At 57.6% G+C, this 19,678-nt stretch carries 17 protein-coding genes and 1 other RNA gene; 6 read left to right on the plus strand and 12 right to left on the minus strand.

The features are described 5' to 3' along the window. Positions 1-9 precede the first annotated feature (9 nt). The 3 genes from ACWGKN_RS10015 (at position 10) to ACWGKN_RS10025 (ending at position 2,311) form a co-directional block, all read left to right on the plus strand. The gene (locus ACWGKN_RS10015; RefSeq protein ID WP_035225899.1) at positions 10-435 is read left to right on the plus strand and encodes a hypothetical protein; all 426 of its coding nucleotides are present in this window, start codon (positions 10-12) and stop codon (positions 433-435) included. Between the two features lie 83 nt (positions 436-518). Continuing rightward, positions 519-1,724: a radical SAM protein gene (locus tag ACWGKN_RS10020; RefSeq protein ID WP_452095130.1), complete on the plus strand. Its 1,206-nt coding sequence runs from the start codon at positions 519-521 to the stop codon at positions 1,722-1,724. Between the two features lie 170 nt (positions 1,725-1,894). Beyond that, positions 1,895-2,311, plus strand: coding sequence for a Fur family transcriptional regulator (locus ACWGKN_RS10025; protein ID WP_035225892.1), 417 nt, complete (start codon positions 1,895-1,897; stop codon positions 2,309-2,311). Positions 2,312-2,426: 115 nt separating this feature from the next. On the opposite strand, the gene tyrS is transcribed toward ACWGKN_RS10025, so the two are convergent. The 6 genes from tyrS to ACWGKN_RS10055 all read right to left on the minus strand — a co-directional run bounded on the left by tyrS (position 2,427) and on the right by ACWGKN_RS10055 (position 7,515). Beyond that, entirely contained in the window at positions 2,427-3,638 is a 1,212-nt protein-coding gene (gene tyrS, locus ACWGKN_RS10030; protein ID WP_035225889.1) for a tyrosine--tRNA ligase, read from the minus strand. A gap of 40 nt (positions 3,639-3,678) precedes the next feature. Then, on the minus strand, positions 3,679-5,244 hold the full coding sequence (gene rny / locus ACWGKN_RS10035) for a ribonuclease Y (protein WP_035225885.1): 1,566 nt from the start codon (positions 5,242-5,244) through the stop codon (positions 3,679-3,681). A 619-nt stretch (positions 5,245-5,863) separates the two neighbouring features. Continuing rightward, positions 5,864-6,037, minus strand: a non-coding RNA gene (gene ssrS / locus ACWGKN_RS10040) — 6S RNA. Positions 6,038-6,178: 141 nt separating this feature from the next. After that, on the minus strand, positions 6,179-6,478 hold the full coding sequence (locus ACWGKN_RS10045) for a cell division protein ZapA (protein ID WP_035225879.1): 300 nt from the start codon (positions 6,476-6,478) through the stop codon (positions 6,179-6,181). Between the two features lie 59 nt (positions 6,479-6,537). After that, positions 6,538-6,876 carry a hypothetical protein gene (locus ACWGKN_RS10050; protein WP_035225876.1) on the minus strand — a complete coding sequence of 113 codons (339 nt, stop codon included), beginning with the start codon at positions 6,874-6,876 and terminating at the stop codon, positions 6,538-6,540. Between the two features lie 153 nt (positions 6,877-7,029). Beyond that, positions 7,030-7,515 carry an NUDIX hydrolase gene (locus tag ACWGKN_RS10055; RefSeq protein WP_035225873.1) on the minus strand — a complete coding sequence of 162 codons (486 nt, stop codon included), beginning with the start codon at positions 7,513-7,515 and terminating at the stop codon, positions 7,030-7,032. A gap of 125 nt (positions 7,516-7,640) precedes the next feature. Here ACWGKN_RS10055 and ACWGKN_RS10060 point away from each other — a divergent pair, with 125 nt between their 5' ends. From ACWGKN_RS10060 to ACWGKN_RS10070, 3 genes are all read left to right on the plus strand, one after another. Next, positions 7,641-9,434: a transglycosylase SLT domain-containing protein gene (locus tag ACWGKN_RS10060; protein WP_452095131.1), complete on the plus strand. Its 1,794-nt coding sequence runs from the start codon at positions 7,641-7,643 to the stop codon at positions 9,432-9,434. 88 nt (positions 9,435-9,522) lie between these two features. Then, positions 9,523-9,888: a molybdenum cofactor biosynthesis protein MoaE gene (locus tag ACWGKN_RS10065; RefSeq protein ID WP_452095132.1), complete on the plus strand. Its 366-nt coding sequence runs from the start codon at positions 9,523-9,525 to the stop codon at positions 9,886-9,888. A 113-nt stretch (positions 9,889-10,001) separates the two neighbouring features. Continuing rightward, complete coding sequence (locus ACWGKN_RS10070) at positions 10,002-11,249, plus strand: YihY/virulence factor BrkB family protein (protein WP_052159579.1); 1,248 nt, start codon at positions 10,002-10,004, stop codon at positions 11,247-11,249. A 114-nt stretch (positions 11,250-11,363) separates the two neighbouring features. On the opposite strand, the gene ACWGKN_RS10075 is transcribed toward ACWGKN_RS10070, so the two are convergent. The 6 genes from ACWGKN_RS10075 to ACWGKN_RS10100 all read right to left on the minus strand — a co-directional run bounded on the left by ACWGKN_RS10075 (position 11,364) and on the right by ACWGKN_RS10100 (position 19,370). Further along, positions 11,364-12,812 carry a NapC/NirT family cytochrome c gene (locus tag ACWGKN_RS10075; RefSeq protein WP_452095133.1) on the minus strand — a complete coding sequence of 483 codons (1,449 nt, stop codon included), beginning with the start codon at positions 12,810-12,812 and terminating at the stop codon, positions 11,364-11,366. 119 nt (positions 12,813-12,931) lie between these two features. Then, positions 12,932-13,837 carry a hypothetical protein gene (locus ACWGKN_RS10080; protein ID WP_452095134.1) on the minus strand — a complete coding sequence of 302 codons (906 nt, stop codon included), beginning with the start codon at positions 13,835-13,837 and terminating at the stop codon, positions 12,932-12,934. Further along, entirely contained in the window at positions 13,825-15,708 is a 1,884-nt protein-coding gene (gene ftsH / locus ACWGKN_RS10085; RefSeq protein ID WP_035225864.1) for an ATP-dependent zinc metalloprotease FtsH, read from the minus strand. Before ftsH ends, ACWGKN_RS10080 begins: the two co-directional genes overlap by 13 nt. A gap of 182 nt (positions 15,709-15,890) precedes the next feature. Then, positions 15,891-16,109: a hypothetical protein gene (locus ACWGKN_RS10090; protein ID WP_035225862.1), complete on the minus strand. Its 219-nt coding sequence runs from the start codon at positions 16,107-16,109 to the stop codon at positions 15,891-15,893. Between the two features lie 353 nt (positions 16,110-16,462). Further along, positions 16,463-18,232, minus strand: coding sequence for a sigma 54-interacting transcriptional regulator (locus ACWGKN_RS10095; RefSeq protein WP_052159577.1), 1,770 nt, complete (start codon positions 18,230-18,232; stop codon positions 16,463-16,465). Continuing rightward, positions 18,225-19,370 (minus strand): sensor histidine kinase, encoded by a 1,146-nt coding sequence (locus ACWGKN_RS10100; RefSeq protein ID WP_452095135.1) that lies wholly within the window; start codon positions 19,368-19,370, stop codon positions 18,225-18,227. The genes ACWGKN_RS10095 and ACWGKN_RS10100 overlap by 8 nt, the downstream gene beginning before the upstream one ends. Positions 19,371-19,678 lie beyond the last annotated feature (308 nt).

Genomic DNA, 19,678 nt, shown 5'->3' on the forward strand with positions numbered 1-19,678 from the left:
GAGACGTTCATGGCCAAAGCCCATATCAGTTCCAACCGAGCAACAGACAAGACCATACGTGCAATAGACCGCAAGAGAGAACAGGAACGGCGGAAGATGTTCCATCAGGCCAAGGACAACGCCGAGGCCCTGGCCGCCAAACTGGTACAACGGCTCCTCGACCGGGAGATCATCGAAACCTCGTCGATACAGCGCATCCGCGAAAATCTCGAGGAACAGCTCAAACAGCTGGGGTATATCGATGAATTCGAACTGCAGATGAAGGTCGCGCCGATCAGGACCATCGCCCAGGACCCGAATATCGTCAGCCTGTATATCACCCAGTACATTGTCGAGGATCTTATCAATCACCCGGATATCCAGGATGTCTTCGGCGACGACCTCGATATCTATCTTGCAGTCGATTCCGTGTTCAGGGTGCTCCGCTCCGCGTGATCCACCCTGATTCCATCCCTTCTCTGGTCTTTGCCGACAGCCAAGGCTCCATCATAGATTATCCTCCGCTGCATATGGCCGGCATGAGTAACGGCCATTTCGTCACCCCTGAACGTACCGACCTCATTCCCCTGCCGAAAGGAAGCGAACTGTTCGTTCTGCCGGGCCGGCTGCCGGTCGCATTCGACCCCGAGACTTCGGAACCGCTGCTGCTGGAGGACAATCCGTTCGAACCCGGCGCACCGATCCAGGCGGTGGCTGCCTTCATGGCCCCGGCCCACACCTCGATCCTCACCGCCGCCTTCCAGACCGCCGACAGCGCCCCGACACTGCCCCTCTTCGCCTACACCGCCGTCGGCTGGAGCAAGGGGCGCTTCTGGGTCGCCGCCTTCCGCAGCGATCCCGACAAACGCCAGGACAGCGACCAGTTCACTCCGTCGGCCGTCGACACCAGGACCCGACGCAAACTGAAACAGCATCCGGACAACCGGCTGATCCAGCACCTGGGCAAGTGCTGCCTGGTCTACGGCTGCCCTGCCGCCCGCAACTATTTCCTCGGCCGCTGGGAGGCCCCGATCCCGACCTCGCCATCCTGCAACGCCCGTTGCGTCGGCTGCATCTCGCTGCAGTCGTCGGGGTGCTGTCCATCGACCCAGGAGAGGATCACCTTCGTCCCGTCGCCGAAAGAGATCAGCACGATGGCGGTCGAGCACCTGGACCAGGCCCCGAAACCCATCGTCAGTTTCGGCCAGGGATGCGAGGGGGAGCCCCTGCTCCAGGCCGATACCATTGCCGCTGCCATCCGGCTCATCAGGCAGGAGACCGGCAAGGGAACGATCAATCTCAATTCGAATTCCAGTCTGCCGCAGGCCCTGGAAAAACTGGTCGACGCCGGACTCGACAGCCTCCGGGTCAGCCTGAATTCGGCCCAGGAACACTATTATACCGGTTATTACCGGCCCAACGGCTATGCCTTTGCCGATGTCCTGCGGTCAATCCGGCTGATGAAGAGCGCCGGACGCTTTGTCTCGCTGAACTATTTCATCCTGCCCGGCCTGAGTGATTCCGCTCCTGAATTCGAAGCCCTGTGCACCCTTGTCGCCTCCTGCCGTCCGGACATGATCCAGTTGCGCAATCTCAATATGGATCCGGAATGGTACCTCAGGACCATCGGCCTCCCACGTTCCGAAACGGCCATGGGCATGCGCCCCTGGCTGAAGGCGCTGAAAAAGGAATTCCCCACCCTCAGGTTCGGATATTTCAATCCTTTTCTGACCACTCAAGAGTAAAACGCCACGTGCGGCAACCTCTTGCCGGAAACCGGTCCGTATTCAGCCGGATAGAGGTTCAATCCCTTTATCGGACGGCAGTTTCTTGTTGAATTATTCCTGAGGTGGGATTATATGCCAACTAATAAGATTTATCATTTGCCAATAGACTTCCACCACTCGATACGACCATGGACCAACTTCCCAGCATGCGGTTGACGACCCAGAGACAGATAATCCTTGAAGAACTCGCCAAGGTCACATCTCATCCGACGGCGAACGAGGTGTACGATATGGTGCGCAAGCGGCTGCCCCGGATCGGCCTGGGGACCGTCTACAGGAACCTGGAATTGATGGCCGACAGCGGCGTCATCCTCAAGCTGGAGGTCGGTGGAACCCAGAAACGCTTCGATGCCACCGTCTACCCGCACTACCACATCCGCTGTTCACAGTGCGGCAAGGTCGATGATATCAACATCCCGGTCCAGCCCAATATCAACGATGCCGCCGCCGTCGCCAGCAGCTATGAGGTGATTGGACACCATATTGAATTCACGGGAGTCTGCAGTGATTGCCAGCTCCACTTAAAGGATCCTTCCCTCAACTGAGGACGTTGCCGGCAGAACCCGGACCGGCCTACCGTTCCACAGGCTTTCGACACAAAAAAGGGGTGGGAGGCACCAGGCCTCCCACCCCTTTCGTTTTTCTGCCGATCGCTTCGGCTCAGGAGAAGAACACCCGGCAGAACCGCCGTTTCCCCACCTTGATCAGGATCTCGCCCGCAGCCTGCACCTTGAGCCCCTGATCACCGACCCTTTCGCCATCAAGGCTGACGGCGCCCTGCTGTATCATCCGCCGGCCATCGGAGGTCGAGGTGACCAGGCCGGCATCGACGAGGAGCTGCGGCACCCAGATCTCCCCGTTGGCAGCCAGCCGGACCTCGGGAATGACATCGGGCAGGCCTCCTTTCTGGAAGACCTTTTCAAAATTCTCCTCCGCCATCACGGCGGCCGCCGGCGAATAGAATCGTGCCGTCAACTCCCGGGCCAGCCGCTTTTTCACTTCCTTGGGATGAACCTCGCCGTTGGCCAGCTTCGCCTTCAGGGCGGCGATCTCCGATCGGCCGAGATCACTGAGCAGATCGTAGTAGCGGAACATCAGATCGTCGGAGATCGACAGGACCTTGCCGTAGATGCTGTCGGCGGACTCGGTGATGCCGATGTAGTTGCCGAGGGATTTACTCATCTTGTTGACGCCGTCGAGACCTTCAAGCAGCGGCAGGGTCAGGACCACCTGCGGTTCCTGCCCTCGTGAACGCTGCAGATCCCTGCCCATCAGGACGTTGAACAGCTGATCGGTCCCCCCCAGCTCGACATCGGCCTGCAGGGCCACGGAATCATAGCCCTGGATCAGCGGATAGAGAAATTCATGGATCGAGATCGGCTTGCCGGTCTCGAAACGGGTGCGGAAATCCTCCCGCTCGAACATCCGGGCCACGGTCAACTCCGAGGCCAGTCGGATCATGTCATAGGAGTCGAGCTTGCCGAGCCAGGTGCTGTTGAACACCACCTTGGTCCTCTCGGGATCGAGGATCTTGAAGACCTGTTCCTTGTAGCTTTCGGCATTCTCGGCGACCTGCTCGACCGTCAGGGCCTTTCTGGTCTCCGACTTGCCGGTCGGGTCACCGATCATCCCGGTGAAATCACCGATCAGAAAATACACATCATGACCGAGGTCCTGAAAATGTTTCAGTTTCTGCAGCAGGACCGTATGGCCGAGATGCAGATCCGGGGCCGTCGGATCAAAACCGGCCTTGATTTTCAACGGAATCCCGGTCCGCGCTGATTTTTCGAGTTTTTTGACGAGTTCATCGCGAGAGATACAGTCGACCACCCCCCGTTCAATCAAGGCAATCTGTTCATCTATAGAAGGCATAAGGCAACCGGCATCCTCTCCTGTAGTTGTACGTATTCGATTAGCGGGCGTACTCGACGGCCCGGGTCTCCCGGATCACCGTCACCCGGATCTGTCCCGGATAGGTGAGCTGCGTCTCGATCGCCTTGGCGATATCCTGGCACAGCAGCATGGCATCGCTGTCTTTGATCTTTTTCGAATCAACGATGATCCGCAGGTCGCGCCCGGCCTGGATGGCATAGGATTTTTCCACGCCATTGAAGGCATTGGCAATGTTTTCGAGATCCTCCAGGCGCTTGACATAGCTCTGGAGCATCTCCTTCCGGGCGCCGGGACGGGCGCCGGACAGGGCGTCGGCCGACTGCACGAGGATATCGAGGACACTCTGCGGCGGCAGGTCTTCATGGTGGGCGCCGATGGCATAGACCACCTCTTCCGGCTCCCCGTATTTTTTGGCAAGGTCACGACCGATGATCGCATGCGACCCCTCGACTTCATGGTCGACGGCCTTGCCGATATCGTGCAGCAGACCGGCCCTCTTGGCCATTTTGACATCGATGCCGAGTTCCGCCGCCATGATCCCGCAGAGGAAAGCGACCTCGAGGGAATGCTGGAGCACATTCTGACCATAGCTGGTGCGGTACTTCAGCCGGCCGAGGATGTTGATGAGCTCGACATGGACCCCATGGGCGCCGACATCGAAGGTGGCCTGCTCGCCCGCCTCCCGGATGGTGATTTCGAGTTCCTTGGTGACCTTGGCGACGACCTCTTCGATCCGGCCGGGGTGGATGCGCCCGTCGCTGATCAGCTGCAGCAGCGCCAGGCGGGCGATTTCGCGCCGCACCGGGTTGAATCCGGAGAGAATAACCGCCTCCGGGGTGTCATCTATGATGATGTCGATTCCGGTGGCCGCCTCGATCGCCCTGATATTTCGGCCTTCCCGACCGATGATCCGCCCCTTCATCTCGTCATTGGGCAGGGGCACCATCGACACGGTCTTGTCGGCGACATAATCGCCGGCATACCTGGAGATGGCCAGGGCGAGGATATTTTTCCCTTTTCGGTCGGCCTCCATCTTCATTTCATTCTCGATCTTGACCAATCGTTTGGCGGCGTCCATCCTGGCCTCGCTTTCCAGCGAGTCCATCAGCATCTTTTTCGCCTCTTCCTGGCTGATCCCGGCAATTCTCGCCATCTCGTACCGCTGTTTATCAACCAGTTGATCGACATCCTTCAGCTTGGATTCTATCTCAACCTCCCGCTGCCGAAGCTTCTTCTCGCCGGCGACCAGTTCGGCATTCTTGACGTCATAGCCATCCCACTCCTGCTTCAATGCCTCACGTTTCTTGTTGAGCTGCCGCATCTCATCCTTCAGCTCATCCCGCTCGGCCTTGAGTTCCTGCTCCAGAGCCTGTTTTACCCGATAGGCCTCTTCCTTGCTCTGGAGCAGGGCCTCTTTCTTCAGTTGTTCCGCCTCGACAATGGCGTTTTCGATGATCTGTTTGCTCTGGGCCCGGATATTGTTCTGGTGTCCTTCGATAAAGCGCTTTCGCAAGAAGATTCCTGCAACGAGACCGGCACAGATACCAAGACAGAGAAAGACAATGGGGTGATAAAGTATGCCCATGGAAATACAATCCTTTTTTAGGGACTGGCGCAACGGGGAGGGAGGAAACGGAGGGCAACCAGATAAGGAAGGAATCAAGAAAGAGAGGGGGGATGATCAGATAGACGTCCGCTAACCTGCAATCCGTTCAGCTTGTTTGCGGCCCGGAATGAATAATATCATTTTTGCAGTCCTTCTTCCGCCATACCGTCTTCTCTCGGTATCGATGTACATCCATCGACAACACGATCCGGCAAGGCCTCGAAAGATGACGATTTTTTTTTGACCGCATCACAGGATGTCCCACTTCAGATTATCACGGAAACCACCTGGACCGGATCGTTCGACGAACCCATGTCCAAAATAATCTCCAGGAAATCATGTGAACATGTGACTTTTCCCCAACTCAACATCCCACCGTACGGGATGTTCCTTTCATGCACCATGTTCTCGATCCGGCACATGAGAAGATATTGTTTAAAAAGCAACTCTGCTTCCTGATTTCAGTTAAGCCCGCTTTCCGGCGTTCCCGCCGCCAATCTTGATTTTCTGGAGCAACCGCGTCACCGGGAAAGTGGCCCGAAGATCACCGGATGATCCAGAATATATTCAAACAGGATATTTATATCCTGATGGAAATGATTTCCCCACACTGCCGTGTCTGCAGGACAGTTAAACCTAATGAATTAGGTGGGCAGCTTCGTGCTATCTTCAGGAAATTCGCGAACGATTTTCCATCATCTACCAGTGGAAGTACCCTTTTAATGAGAGTTGGCTCAACACACACCGCAGATCACCAACAGCACAGGGAAATACCTAACTGCCGTGTCTTCAAGACACGAGGCCACATGAAAATTTTCAATACTGCTTAAAATTTAAATAACTGGACTTCAATCTTTACGAGTCCAGTATAGCAGACTTTGATCCAAACGAAAACATTTTATACCCGGAGTGGTCAGTCCTTGATCAACCGCGCCCGAATCAACTCATTCAACCGTTTCAGCCTCTCCTCGGTTTCGATTTGGTAATTCTCATGCTCCTGCTGCAGCCTGACATGCCGTGACGCAATATTGAGACAGGCCAGGACCGCAACCTTGCTGATCGGCAGAGAACCCTGGGGACCGTGGATATTCTCCTCAACCAATGCCCTCACCATGGAGAAGACGGCATCCAGTTCATCCTCGGATGCCCCGGTATAAAAGGCGTATTCCTGCCCGAGAAGCTTGAATCGAACTAATCGTTCCGATTCGGTCATGATCCCTTGCGCCTCATCCGCTCATCGCCTGTTGATGCCTGAATCAGGCGACCCGGATCTCAGTCATTCTCCACTGCCCCCTGAGACTCACTCCCTATCGAAAACAGATTCCCCTGTATTCTCCCTTCGGGATTGTCGGCTGTTGCGGCTTGTCCGGCAGAGGCGGCGCCACTCTTTTCCCACTCCTCTATCTGGAAGATTATCCCGCTGACCCTGTTGCCGATCTCGGTCCGCTCCGATTCGAGTTGTGCCACATTTTCCCGAAGTTCTTCAATGATTCCATCCCGTTCCTGAACATCCTGGGCCAGCCGCTCGCTTACTTTCTGCAGATCATTGTAGCGGGCAATCAGGCTGTTGACAAAATGCTCAAGACGCTCCAGTTCGCTTTCCTGTTTCATATATTCTGCTCCTTTGGCTTTTATCTTCAATACCTGTTCAGTGCTGACGCTGACTATACCATGCACTCTGATCTCCGCAAGATATTCCGGAATCCATCGCCATTTCCTCCAAACCGCCGGGAACAGGGTCGTTCCGCCCACTGAGACCGATTTCTAGATCCGCGTATACTGCCATGAAAGCGGCGTCTCATTGCGGTACGGCATATACCCATGGAAGGTCCGGGGATCGTCATCGAAGACCAGGGGAAGAAAAAATTTATCCCCCTCCCACATCGGCAGGGTGTCGAGAAGGGCGATATCCACCCACGCCAGATCCCCTTCAATATTGGATGCTTTCGCCATACCGGAAAAGGCGTCGACCCGGAAGATGAAGCCGAACCAGTCCTCCCCGTGCGGGCCGAAACCGGTCCAGTTGATCGTGCCCCGCAGCACCGCCTTTTCACAGACGATGCCCGCCTCTTCGTAAATTTCCCGCACCAGACACTGGTAAATGTCCTCGCCCGGCTCCATCTTGCCGCCCAGCCCGTTATATTTTCCCAGATGCTGGTCATTCTGCCGGCGATTTCTATGCACGAGCAGAGTCTGTTGCCGATCGCTCGAGATAATGTACCCCAGCGTGGCCAATATCGGTGTATACATCCCGCACCCTCATACGATTGTTGATCACTTGTTTTTCCGTGTAATTAAAAGCGAAAAATATTCCGATCCGCCGGATGTTGTGATATATAGTCCATATCGATTAATTTTTCCCTGGTAAATCGAGCATGAAGAAACCAGTTTCAGCAATCGGCACCGCCATCGTCCATCTCTTCCGGGGCCTTTTCGTCTTCCTGCTCGCCATGGTTGCGTGCACTCCACCCAACACCCATGCCGCCTCCGGCAATGCACATTTTCCACTCTATCCGGTTATCCAGCACAATGTCGCATTCTGGAAGAATATCTATACCAGGTATTCCCTCAATACCGCCGTCATTCACGACAAAAACGATCTTTCCATCATCTATGAGGTCGTGACCAAGGTTGACGACTCGGTTCCCGGGGCGGGAAAAGCGAACAAGCTGCTCATCGACCGCAAGGTGCGGCATTACAGTGCCATCCTTCGCAAACTGTCCCGAACTGCGCCCGTCACCGGCGAGGAGCGACGGGTCGCCGCGATGTTCTCCGGCGGTAACCGCCAGCGGAGATTGGCCTTGGCCGCCGACTCGGTCAGGGCCCAGACCGGCCAGAAGGAACGCTTCCTGGCCGGTGTGATCCGTTCGGGGGCCTATATCCCGGCGATCAAGCAGGTGTTGCGGTCCTACAGCCTGCCCGAGGACCTGGCCTATCTGCCCCATGTCGAATCTTCCTTCAACATCGAGGCCTACAGCAAGGTCGGCGCCTCGGGGATCTGGCAATTCACCAACAGCACCGGCAAAAACTATCTCCGCATCGACCGGGCCGTCGATGAGCGGAGTGACCCCATCATCGCCGCCCACGCCGCCGCCAAGTACCTGAAGAACAGCTACAATCAGCTTGGCAGCTGGCCGCTGGCACTGACTTCATACAATTACGGAACGGCGGGAATGAAGCGGGCGCTGAATGAAAAAGGCTCCTATGAGCGGATTTTCACCGAGTACGACAAAGGGCATTTCAAATTTGCCTCCAGAAATTTCTATTCAGAATTCCTGGCCGCCCTCCAGAGTGCCAAAGAGCTCGAGCGAAACCCCGGAGTCCGCCTGGACAGGCCGCTCCCAACCCGGACCGTCACCCTCAAGGGCAGCGCCGATATCCGCCAGATCCGGAAACGTTACGGGGTATCGCAGAGCAATCTTGAGCGAATGAACCCGGCCCTGAGCACGGAGGTCTTCACCGGCCGACACCAGGTCCCGAAAGGATACGCCCTCCGCCTGCCGGCACCGGCCTCAGCCGACAAGCCGGTCATCGCCGCCAAGGGCAGCGACAGACCGGCCCTGGTCACAACAGGCGCAGTCCACCACGTGCAACAAGGTGAAACACTGACCGCTATCGCCCGAAAATACGGCATTTCCACCCGGGCGCTGGTCCAGAACAACCGGCTCGACTCTTCAGTCATCCGCGTCGGCCAGAAACTCCGTGTTGCCAAAACATCCGGCAACCTCCAGCCAACCGCCACTGCCGCACCAGGCAAAACACACGCTGCGGCATCGAAGCCGACCAGATCCAGATTCGCAGTGTACAAGACCACTATCCACCACGGCAAACGCTATGGCAAGATTCAGGTTCAACCGGGAGAGTCCCTGAACCTCCTGGCGAAGTGGACGGCGACACCAACAGTCGAGCTGCAGCGCCTGAACAACCTCAAGGTGGCCGCCAGAATCAATTCCGGCCGGGACTTGGTTCTGGTCTTCGATAAGGTCTCCGATCGATACTTTCTTCAAGAAACGGCAACAATTCCATCAGAAATCCAAGACCGAAGGCCTGGCGTTGGTCAACCCTGCAGGATGACAAACCTGCCGAATCTGGAACAGGAACAGGAAGCCGGGAAGAGGCTCAATCTACCCATCCCGGTTTTTTTGCGCCGTCGGCCCATGCCGGAGTGATTTTTACCGCATCGGGCCGACGCCACGAACCTGCGCGCAGTCCTACCGGCCGGCCACACCGCCGACCACACATTTCAGGAACAATATCATGGACATTTCACAGACAATTGCAGAACTGAAAAAGCGTCCCGGCTTCAAGGACAATGTCGGCATGATCCTGATCCACAACGGTGTCGTCAGGAACTGGTCGAGAAAGGACCGAGCTGCCGTCACCGCCCTCGAAGTGACACCCGATTTTGCCAGGATCGAAGCATTACGGCAGGAATACCTGAAACGGGAGGGAATCTTCGAGATCATCATCGAAGCGCGAGCGGGCCGCTTTACCCCTGGCGACGATCTTCTCTTCATCATCGTCGCCGGCGATATCCGCGAGAACATCAAACCCGTACTGGCCGAACTGCTTGACCGGGTCAAGAGCGAAGCGATCGGCAAAAAGGAGCTCGCCATTCGCTGACCCTATGGCGTTGACGAACAACCATGACCACTGCCGGGCCGATTGAAGAAAAGACCAACATGGCCATTGCCGCACAGTATCGACATGCAAAGTGCGGCCGACGGTGACGGGGAATGAGAACCTTCATCGGCGGTCTCTATTCCAGACTGCTTTCCTGGATTGACGACAGGGACGAGGGGCGATCACGGCCGATATCCGGTCTGCGTCGTCTTCTCCGTGTCATCGTCATCACCCTGCGTGAATTTCATCGCAACGATCTGTCCCTGCGGGCCGCCGCCCTGACCCTGACCATTCTCCTCTCCCTCGTCCCGATCCTGGCGATCAGCACCGCCGTCATCAAGGGGCTCGGCGGCGACAACCACCTGAAACAGCTGGCCTACGACTCCATCGCCATTTTCGGCAGTCAGGAAATGACCGCTGAATCCGGCAGCAAAACCGTACCCGCCGACACTTCCTTTCCGGAACACCTGCGCTCGGCGGTGGACAGGATCTTCGCCTACGTCGACCGAACCAACTTCACCACCCTCGGCACCATCGGCACGCTTGCCCTGATTCTCAGCATCATGCTGGTGCTGCACCAGATCGAAGCGGCGATGAACATCATCTGGCACGTCAGGGCCGGGCGTTCCTTCCTTCGCAAGGTCTCCGATTACATCACCCTGCTCGTGCTGATGCCGCTGGCCGTCAATATCGGCATCGCCGCCAGCGCCTTCATCGAAAACCCCAACCTCCTCGCCCAGGTCGATGCCCTGGTTCCGGCACAGTGGCTGCAGGGAATGCTGCTCAAGGCGATCCCGATCGTTTTCATCACCCTGGCACTCCACGTCATCTACGTTTTCTTCCCCAACACCCGGGTCAGGACTCTGCCGGCACTCGCCGGATCGATGCTCGCCGCAATCTGCTGGTTCGGCGTCCAGAGCCTCTTCGTGTCGATGCAGATCGGGGTATCCCGGTACAACGCCATCTATGGCTCCTTCGCCACCTTGCCGCTCCTCCTGCTGTGGATCCATCTCGTCTGGATCATCGTCCTGGCGGGAGCCCAGTTCGCCTGGTCCCTGCAGAACAGCAGCATGATCCCGCTCACCTCGTCGGCGGCAGGGGAGCAGCGACTCGGAGCCGCCTTTGCCGTCATGATCGAGGTGCAACGGGCCTTTGAAGACCAGCGACTTCTCACCGCATCGGAGGTGGCAAAAAATCTCCCCGATCACAAGGAGCAACTGATTCGGGAGATCACCGAGGAACTGATGGAGGCCGGATTGATTCACCGCTCGAGCGCCGACGGCAGGCTGCTGCCCTGCGGCCCGGCCAAGGCCTTCCGCCCATCTCGACTCGTCGCCCTGATTAACCGGCAAAGCTTGTAGTCCGGTACCGGCGGATTCTGCCGTGCCGATATATCGTCGCCGCAACAGGCATAAAAAAAGCCCGGTGGAGTCTCTCCACCGGGCTTTTTTGGTCAGCATATCAGCCGGGCATTGTCATTGCGGCTCATCGTGACAGAGATCGCAGCTCTGCGAGATGGTCTTGCCGAACTTGGTCACATGGGTATCGTCATGACATCTGAAGCAGCCGTACCCGTCCGCCTCGTCCTGGTGACCATTGTGTCCCTTATAGGTCCCCCAGGTCACCTTCATATCCGGCCAGACATTGCCGAGATAGGCCTCGAGCAGATATTTGCCGGATGTAATCAGTGCCGCTTCATGTTCCTTGGCGAACGCATCACCGTTACGCTTGGCCTGCAGGGTCACCAGATCCTCGACAATCTGCTCCTGGGCCTCCTCACGGCTTGTATACGCAGTCTGCATCACGGTGAAGGAATCCTCCCGAATACCGGGCAGATCGGGGTTGATCTTCTTGGAATAGAGACCGAGATCGATTTTTTCCGACAGGTTCTCGTAGACGTGGGTCGGTCGGTTGTGGCAGTCGATGCAGTCCATGGTCCGCCATACCCCTTCGCCCTCTTTGGGCTCCTCCGACCCGCCGGGGACTTCGTACTCCTCGGTGATGCCGTTCGGCTTGGTCACCTTGATCTTGCCGATGGCCGTCCGGGTGTTGTCGAGGGACTGGTACTCGACCTTGACATCCTTGCTCACATGCCAGTGAATCCCTTCAAAGGTATCGGTGTAGGGATTGCGCCCGCCGATATGCAGCGCGACTTCCTGGATGGAGGCGTCCTTTTGATTGTCGTTGGAAAAGGAGATGAACTGCTTGGTCCTCTTGCCATGGAATTTTTCCGGCCAGTGGCAGGCCTCGCAGGTATCCCGGGCCGGACGGAGATGCTCGACCGGGGCCGGGATCGGAGTGCGATAACTGCCGTCCAATACCGCCTTGACCTGCCGCAGGCCTGACAGCTTGGCCTTCACGTACCATTCCGCGCCGGAGCCGATATGGCACTGGACGCAGCCGACCTTGGCATGGGGAGAACGCTGATAGGCGGTGTATTCCGGGTCCATGACCGTATGGCAGACGGCACCGCAGAAGAAATCCGACTCGGTGAAATGATACGCCTCATAGATCACCAGGGCAAAGATCGTCAGGTTGATGACCGACAGTACCAGGCACAGAAATACGGTCCGACGGTGGATCTTCTTGCTGAAATCGATGATGAGAAAGGCCTTGCCGAGGCTGTTCTTGAACCAGCGTTTACGACGGAGGTAAAACGAGACCGGGATCAGGATCAACCCGAACAGGACCCCGGCCGGAAAGACCAGGAAGGTGACGATGGCGGCGTAATGGTTTTCGATCAGGCCGGTCATGTGGGCGAAAAGACCGAGGATAAGCAAGGTAAAACAGATTGTCGTCAGGGCGACTCCGAACAGGCCCATCGGTGTCTTCCAGGACAACCCGACCTGTTCCTGCCAGGTGAGACGCGGTTCGGTCTCGGCTTCTTCAGCGGGCTTTTTCTCCAACGGTAAGTTCTCAGCCATTTCTCTTTCTTCCTCCTCTCGGGCCGAATTGTACCCTTTTTGCGCGACCATTATCGCTGCGAACTGGCACGAGCAGCACCCTAAGCACGGGAGACAGACACAAGACGCCCCTTCCCAACCTACGAGATGACCTTCCGCCAGATCCCGGCAATCCTTGTCCCACCTTCTATGATTTTGCGCAGCATCTCACGTTTTTCAGGCGATGAGGCTTCATCTTCGGCCATATCTGTCAGAAGCTGTGCGTAATTGATGATACCGTTGAGCTGATTGGTCGTCTCGTTGACGGTCTCCGCCAGCATGGTCAAGGCCGCGGCATTTTCACTCTCGCCATTGTGCCTGCAGGCATGGAGATGGTCTTCTATCGCCTTGGTCAAATCGATCAATTCCCGGCAGGCATGGGCGGCGGCCACAACCTGCTCGCCACTGTCCTCGGCAACCTGCAGGTGCTCTGTTAATTTCAGCAGCGGCACCAAGGTGTTGCGGTAGAGATAGACCAGTCCGATGCTCGCCAGGCTGATCCCCAGTCCCATGATGCCGATGATGGTCTTCTGCAGGTTGACTATGCTCGCCCGGGCCTGTCCGACCACGATCCGGTCGTACTGGAGCAGCTGGTCGGCGACCATGCGCAGCTGCTCCTGCAGTTGTCGTCCCCGATCCGCCCGCTCCTCGTCGTCGATCAGCTTTCTGAGGGAAATGACGATGGCGGCCAGATCGATCCTGCCGACCATGGCCATTCTCAGCTGCGGCGGTATCGAGGGTTGCTCCTCCATACGGCCGATATCGGCATGGAGTTTTTCCAACTCGGGGATGGCCTGGACCAGTTTCGCCCGGCTGTTTTCAATCAGTCCGGCGGTGATCATCTCCCTGATGGTGGCAAAGCGGAATATCATCCCGCCGCTCTGGCTGGTGATTTCGTTGTACTGGCGATTGAGCTGAAATTGTCGCACGCCAAGTGTGACGATCAGGGCGAGGACGGCGACCGTCAGGACGAAGGCCAACAAGAGAAGCCGTCTCAGAGAGTACATGATGACTCGCTGCGTGCCTTGCAGTGCAGGCAATGCCCCTTGGCCGGACAGTCGGCGCATTCCCCTGCATCATCGCCGTTTTCGATCTTCTCTTTCTTGCGGACGGCGCATTGGTAGATGATGTCGAATTCTTCGCTGTCGAGGGTTTCGACCTGGAGCAGGATCTCGGCCAGCGACTTCAGGAACACCCGTTCCTGGTCGACTATATTCACCGCCTCATCAAAGCATTCATTCAACAGGGCCTTGATCTCCCGATCGATGATGCCCGCAGTATCGCTGCTCACCCCCAGACCGCTGGGACCGAGGCCGAGGAAACCGCCGTCTTCGATCGCAAAGGCCCGGGGACCGAGGGTCTCGCTCATGCCCCAGCGACAGATCATATTGGTGGCGATATCGGTGGCAAGCACCAGGTCATTTTCGGCCCGCGTCGTTTGGGTATTGAAAACGATCTTCTCCGCCGCCCGTCCCCCGAGAAAAATCTTGATCCGGTTTTTCAGGTATCCGGAACTGTAGGCGTAACGGTCCCCCCGCGGCAGCTGCTGGGTCTGCCCCAGGGCGCGGCCTCGGGGGATGATGGTAATCTTGTGGATCGGATCCGATTCCGGCAGCAGCCTGGCAACGATCGCATGGCCGGCCTCGTGGTAGGCGAGGAGCAACCTGTCCTTTTCGGTCAGGACCATGCCCTTGCGCTCCACCCCCATCATGACCCGGTCCCGCGCCAGGTCGAAATCTTCGTGCTCGATGGTGGAACGACCGTTTCTGGCGGCCATCAGCGCCGCTTCGTTGACGAGGTTGGCGAGTTCGGCGCCGGTGAAGCCCGAGGTCATCATGGCGATCTGTTCCAGATCGACATCCGGGCCGAGCTGCACTTTCTTGCAATGGACTTCGAGAATCCTGGTCCGTCCCTTGAGGTCAGGAGGCAGGATGGTGATCTGGCGATCGAAGCGGCCCGGCCGGCTCAACGCCGGATCAAGGATATCCGGCCGGTTGGTGGCGGCGAGAACGATGATGTTGTCGGTCGAACTGAAGCCGTCCATTTCCACCAGCAGGGCGTTGAGCGTCTGCCCCCGCTCATCCTGGCTGTCGGTCGCCCCGGTGGTGCGACGTATGCCGACCGCATCGATCTCGTCGATGAAGATGATGCAGGGGGCGTTTTTCTTGGCATCCCGGAAGATATCCCTGACCCGGGAGGCCCCGACGCCGACGAACATCTCGACAAAATCGGAGCCGCTGAAACTGTAGAACGGCACGCCGGCCTCGCCGGCGACAGCCCGGGCCAGCAGGGTCTTGCCGGTTCCAGGCAACCCCTGCAGCAGCACGCCATGCGGGATGTAGGCGCCGACCGCACTGTACTGGCCTGGATTCTTCAGATAATTTACTATTTCCTCCAGTTCCTCCTTGGCCTCCGGCACCCCCGCCACATCATCGAAGGTAACCTTGTTGCCGTTGGTGGCGGGCAGGATCCTCTTGTCTCGGGCGAATCTCGATTCCTCCTCACCCCGACGCCTGGCCTGGAGGGAGAACCAGATCACCGACCCGAGCATCAGGGCGAAAAAGAACAGGCCGCCCTGGAAATAGTAGAGGGTGTAATCCTCGTTCACCGCAATAGGCACCGCTCCTCCGGAAACCGAGGCGGCGAGGCTGGACGGATCCATGACCCGGGTGACGTAATGGCCGCCATCCCTGGTGCTGACTTCGACCTTGTTCCCGGTAAAGCTCAGTGCCGCCACGTTTTTTTCGGCAAGCTGTTGCACAAGTTCAGTATAATTGCGGACCGGCAGCCTGTTTTCGATCGACCAGAAAAACAATCCCAGGAGAAAACAGACGAGGATGATGAAAAAAATGAGGAGATTTCTGACGACGATGGCCATGACCCTTCCTTCTGAAAATGCAGAAATACATGTAATTTCTAATTGTATACTGCACTTTCAGTAAGAAAAAAAGAGACCACGTCAAAACGGCGGGGGCGTTCCGCCTTTGACGACAGAACGCCCATACCTCAAACCCTTTTCTCGTCGATCACCATCGACAGATTTCCTCATCCGGGGGGATGCTACAGGCCGAACACCGCTTTGAACCAGTTGCCGACCAACCCCAGAGGGCCGCCGCTGGAAACCAGACCGCCAACCAGGGAGGCGAGACTCCACAGCCCGACGATGACCCCGAATATCGCCACCACCGAAACGCCGACCTTCGATATCTCTGTCCCGACACTGCCGGCTGCGCCGACGCCAGTTCTGACCCGCTGATCTACCTGAATTGTATTCTTCATGATTCCGCCTCCATTTCAGCTCTCGTATTAACCGGGTAGCTCATCTGCACGGTGGCCTGTATTCCAAGGGAAAAGTGCTCCAGGCGGCTGCAGACTCTTCGATCCATGCAGACTTCACTGCAGCATAGATGCCAGAATCGGAATTATTTTTGGTAAATTTTATATCTCTATGTTTTTTATATATAAAATAGACATGCATCAATGGCCTGCAGCAGTATATCGAACTTGGGCAACAGCGTTGCAATGGATCGTTTGTGGCATCAATGGTGTTGCAGTGAACAGGTCGGCGCCACACTGCAACAGTATCGCAACACTTCTGCAACACTGATGCAACACGTTGGCTGGATGAAATATCAGACCAGACGGTACCGTTTCATCTTACGGTAGAGGGTGCTGCGGTCAATATGCAGTAATTTCGCCGCCAGGCTCTTGTTGCCGCCGCTTTGCAGGAGGGCCTGTTGGACCATTTCCTGATCGGTGGCCGCGGCTGGTACGAACTGCTGCGAGGACGGGGTCGCCGACCCCGGCTGTCGGAGGGTATCGGACGAGGTCTTCTCGGATATGCCAACCAGATCAACCGGCAGATTCTCGCGGCGCAAGGTCGATCCGGTGCAGAGGATGCAGGCCCGCTCCATCACATGCCGCAGTTCCCGGACATTGCCAGGCCATGGGTAGCGAGTCAGGGCGTCCAGCGCCTGGTCGGAGATGGTATGGATCCTGCGGCCGAGTTTTTCGCGGAACAGGGCAAGAAAATGGTGGACCAGCAGCGGTATGCATTGCCGGCGCTCGCGCAAGGGAGGCAGCATGATCTCGACCACCTTGAGCCGGTAATAGAGATCCTCGCGAAACAATCCCTGCCGCACCTTCTCGCGCAGGTCGACATTGGTTGCGGCGATGACCCGCACGTCGACCTGAAGCGGGGTGTCCTGGCCGACCGGGGTGAAGGTCTGTTCCTGGAGAAAACGGAGCAGCCGCAGCTGCATGCGGCTGGAAATATCGCCGATCTCGTCGAGAAACAGGGTGCCGTGGTCGGCCTGCAGCAGGCGCCCGGGCCGATTGCGGTCGGCCCCGGTAAAGGCCCCCTTGCGATGACCGAACAACTCACTCTCCAGCAGGTCCTCGGCCATGGCGGCACAGTCGACCTTGACCAGCGGCCGGTCACACCGCCAGCTCTCGGCATGGAGGGCCTCCGCCGCCAGTTCCTTGCCGGTACCCGATTCGCCGGTGATGAGCACCGAGGTATCGACCTTGCCGACGTTCTCGATCAGGCGATAAACCTCCTGCATCTGCGGGCTGATCCCGATGAACCCGTGGAACCGGCTTCGCAGCCCACCGTGCGATTCCGGCAGGCCGAGGCTGATATCCCTGGCGACAATCACCGCCCCGTTGAATTCCTCGACCGCATCCTTCAGGGGAGCGGCGGTGAGGCTGATCATGCGGATGGTCCCGTCGGCCTTGCGGCATTCCACCTGGTGCTCCCGCACGACCTGCCCTTCCTTGATGACCCGGCTGGCATCCTGGAGACAGGCCATTCCCATCTCGCCGGGCAGCGACTGGAGGTCGGTCACCTCGTCGCCATGGACCTCCGCCATCCAGGTCCTGGCAGTATCGTTCACCTGGATGATCCGCATCGCCTCGTCAACGGTGATGATGGCGTCACTGACCGAGCTGAAGATGACCTCGAGATAGCGGCGGAACTTCTCGTTTTCCCGCTGCAGTTCCTGTTTCTCCTTCGCCAGCTGCCAGTGCTTCAGGGCCTGGCGGACGATCCGCAGCAGAGTTTCCTTGTTGACCGGTTTCGAGATGTATTCAAAGGCGCCGTAGCGCACCGCCTCGGCCGCCGAGTTGAGATTGGGGAAACCGGTGATCATCACCACCGGGCATTGGACCCCGGTCTGCTGGATATATTTGAGCAGGTCGGTGCCGCAGGCGCCTTCGAGCACGATATCGCTGATGATGAGGTCGAAGTGTTCCTCATTGATGGCGACGAGCGCCTCTTCGATCGTCGCGGCCGTGGTCACCTTGCCATAGCCCTCGCGCTTGAGAAACATCTCGAAGGTGACCCGGATGCTCTCTTCGTCATCGACGATCAGAATATGGACATCTTCCATGGATTCAGACATCGGCGGCTGGAATCTCGATAATCATCTCAGTGAATTTATTGAGCATCGAATCGACCCGCAGGCGGCCGTGGTGATTCTTGATGATGCCGTAGCTGATGCTCAGCCCCAGACCCGATCCCTGCCCCGCCGGCTTGCTGGTGAAAAACGGTTCGAACAGTTTTTCGAGAATACCCTGGGGGATGCCGGTACCCCAGTCCTGGACCGAGAGACGGATAAAGGCCTGGCCCTCGAGCTCGACCGGTCGGCAGCTGATACGGATGCGTTTATACGGAGATGGTTCGCGGTACCGTTCGTTCAGGGCATAACGGCTGTTGCTCAGCAGGTTGAGGACCACCTGCTGCATCTGCAGAAAATTTCCCCGAATCAGGCTGGATGGCTCATGGTAGTCGGTCTCGATGATGATCCCTTCGTTCTTCATCTGATGCTGCACGAGCGAAAGGCTGGCCCGCACCACCTCGTTGAGATCGACCCAGGTCAATTCGTTGCCGTCTTCCCTGGCAAACGAGAGCAGGCTGTAGATGATCGTCGCGATCCGCTCCCCCTCCTGGACGATCCGGTGCAGCAACTTCGACTGCAGGGTGTTGTCTTCGGTTTCGTCGATGAGGAGCTGGGCGTAATTGATGATCCCGTTGATCGGGTTGTTGACCTCATGGGCAACGCCGGCGGCCAGTTCACCGATGGCGGCAAGCTGGGCGGTGCGGATGGTGTCGACCTTGCGGACCTCGTCCCTGGTCAGTTTCCTGGCGATCAGCAGCATGTGCCGGGTCTCCAAATCCTTTTCCCTGACCGGAACGATGGTCAGTGAATATTCCCCGCCCAATCCGGGCAGACGGGTATCCTCGACCCGAGCCTCCCTCGTCAGCAGGAATTCTTCGAGCGGGCACTTGATGTGAGGCCAGCGGCCGCCATGGATGATCTCGCATACCCCCCGGCCGACGACCTCGTCACGGGTCCTGCCGACGGCCCGGAGAAGGGCGAGATTGACCTCGACGATCGCTCCCTGCGGAGTGACGACCAGCACGGGGTCGGGAATGGAGTGGAAGAGTTCGATACCGGCCCCTGCCGGCACAGTCCGTTCCCCCGGATCGATGTCGGGGGTGATCGGGGTATCGGAGAATGACGGACAGTCTTTCTGCATAACGGCTCCTGCCGGAGGCATGGTCGTCGGGTATGGCCGCACGGGGGGACGTCGGGAAGATCAGGGCGTTTGTAGTATACAACCATATTGTATACCTAAATTACCATCCCCCCACAATGGAATTATCGACAGCGCATTTCGAGCAAATGCAATAAATCTTGAGCAAGCTCATGCCGCGATTCCGGCAGGATATGGGACCATTGGCCGGCATGAGAAGTCAACCCCATTGTTATTTTCGCCCGTTCAGCCTATGATGGAGGGGTACCCAGGCAACAACCCCACCTGTCCATCCCTGCGGAGGCTGCATC

The organism is Desulfoprunum sp. (assembly GCF_053613775.1).

Bases quoted from the DNA above. Each gene is read 5' to 3' on its own strand.
- tyrS (WP_035225889.1), bottom strand. From the start codon at position 3,638: ATGCCTTCTATAGATGAACAGATTGCCTTGATTGAACGGGGGGTGGTC.
- ACWGKN_RS10055 (WP_035225873.1), bottom strand. From the start codon at position 7,515: ATGTATACACCGATATTGGCCACGCTGGGGTACATTATCTCGAGCGAT.
- ACWGKN_RS10075 (WP_452095133.1), bottom strand. From the start codon at position 12,812: ATGGCTGAGAACTTACCGTTGGAGAAAAAGCCCGCTGAAGAAGCCGAG.
- ACWGKN_RS10070 (WP_052159579.1), top strand. From the start codon at position 10,002: ATGAGAACCTTCATCGGCGGTCTCTATTCCAGACTGCTTTCCTGGATT.
- ACWGKN_RS10015 (WP_035225899.1), top strand. From the start codon at position 10: ATGGCCAAAGCCCATATCAGTTCCAACCGAGCAACAGACAAGACCATA.
- ftsH (WP_035225864.1), bottom strand. From the start codon at position 15,708: ATGGCCATCGTCGTCAGAAATCTCCTCATTTTTTTCATCATCCTCGTC.
- ACWGKN_RS10090 (WP_035225862.1), bottom strand. From the start codon at position 16,109: ATGAAGAATACAATTCAGGTAGATCAGCGGGTCAGAACTGGCGTCGGC.
- ACWGKN_RS10060 (WP_452095131.1), top strand. From the start codon at position 7,641: ATGAAGAAACCAGTTTCAGCAATCGGCACCGCCATCGTCCATCTCTTC.
- ACWGKN_RS10080 (WP_452095134.1), bottom strand. From the start codon at position 13,837: ATGTACTCTCTGAGACGGCTTCTCTTGTTGGCCTTCGTCCTGACGGTC.
- rny (WP_035225885.1), bottom strand. From the start codon at position 5,244: ATGGGCATACTTTATCACCCCATTGTCTTTCTCTGTCTTGGTATCTGT.
- ACWGKN_RS10045 (WP_035225879.1), bottom strand. From the start codon at position 6,478: ATGACCGAATCGGAACGATTAGTTCGATTCAAGCTTCTCGGGCAGGAA.
- ACWGKN_RS10020 (WP_452095130.1), top strand. From the start codon at position 519: ATGAGTAACGGCCATTTCGTCACCCCTGAACGTACCGACCTCATTCCC.
- ACWGKN_RS10025 (WP_035225892.1), top strand. From the start codon at position 1,895: ATGGACCAACTTCCCAGCATGCGGTTGACGACCCAGAGACAGATAATC.
- ACWGKN_RS10100 (WP_452095135.1), bottom strand. From the start codon at position 19,370: ATGCAGAAAGACTGTCCGTCATTCTCCGATACCCCGATCACCCCCGAC.
- ACWGKN_RS10065 (WP_452095132.1), top strand. From the start codon at position 9,523: ATGGACATTTCACAGACAATTGCAGAACTGAAAAAGCGTCCCGGCTTC.
- ACWGKN_RS10050 (WP_035225876.1), bottom strand. From the start codon at position 6,876: ATGAAACAGGAAAGCGAACTGGAGCGTCTTGAGCATTTTGTCAACAGC.
- ACWGKN_RS10095 (WP_052159577.1), bottom strand. From the start codon at position 18,232: ATGTCTGAATCCATGGAAGATGTCCATATTCTGATCGTCGATGACGAA.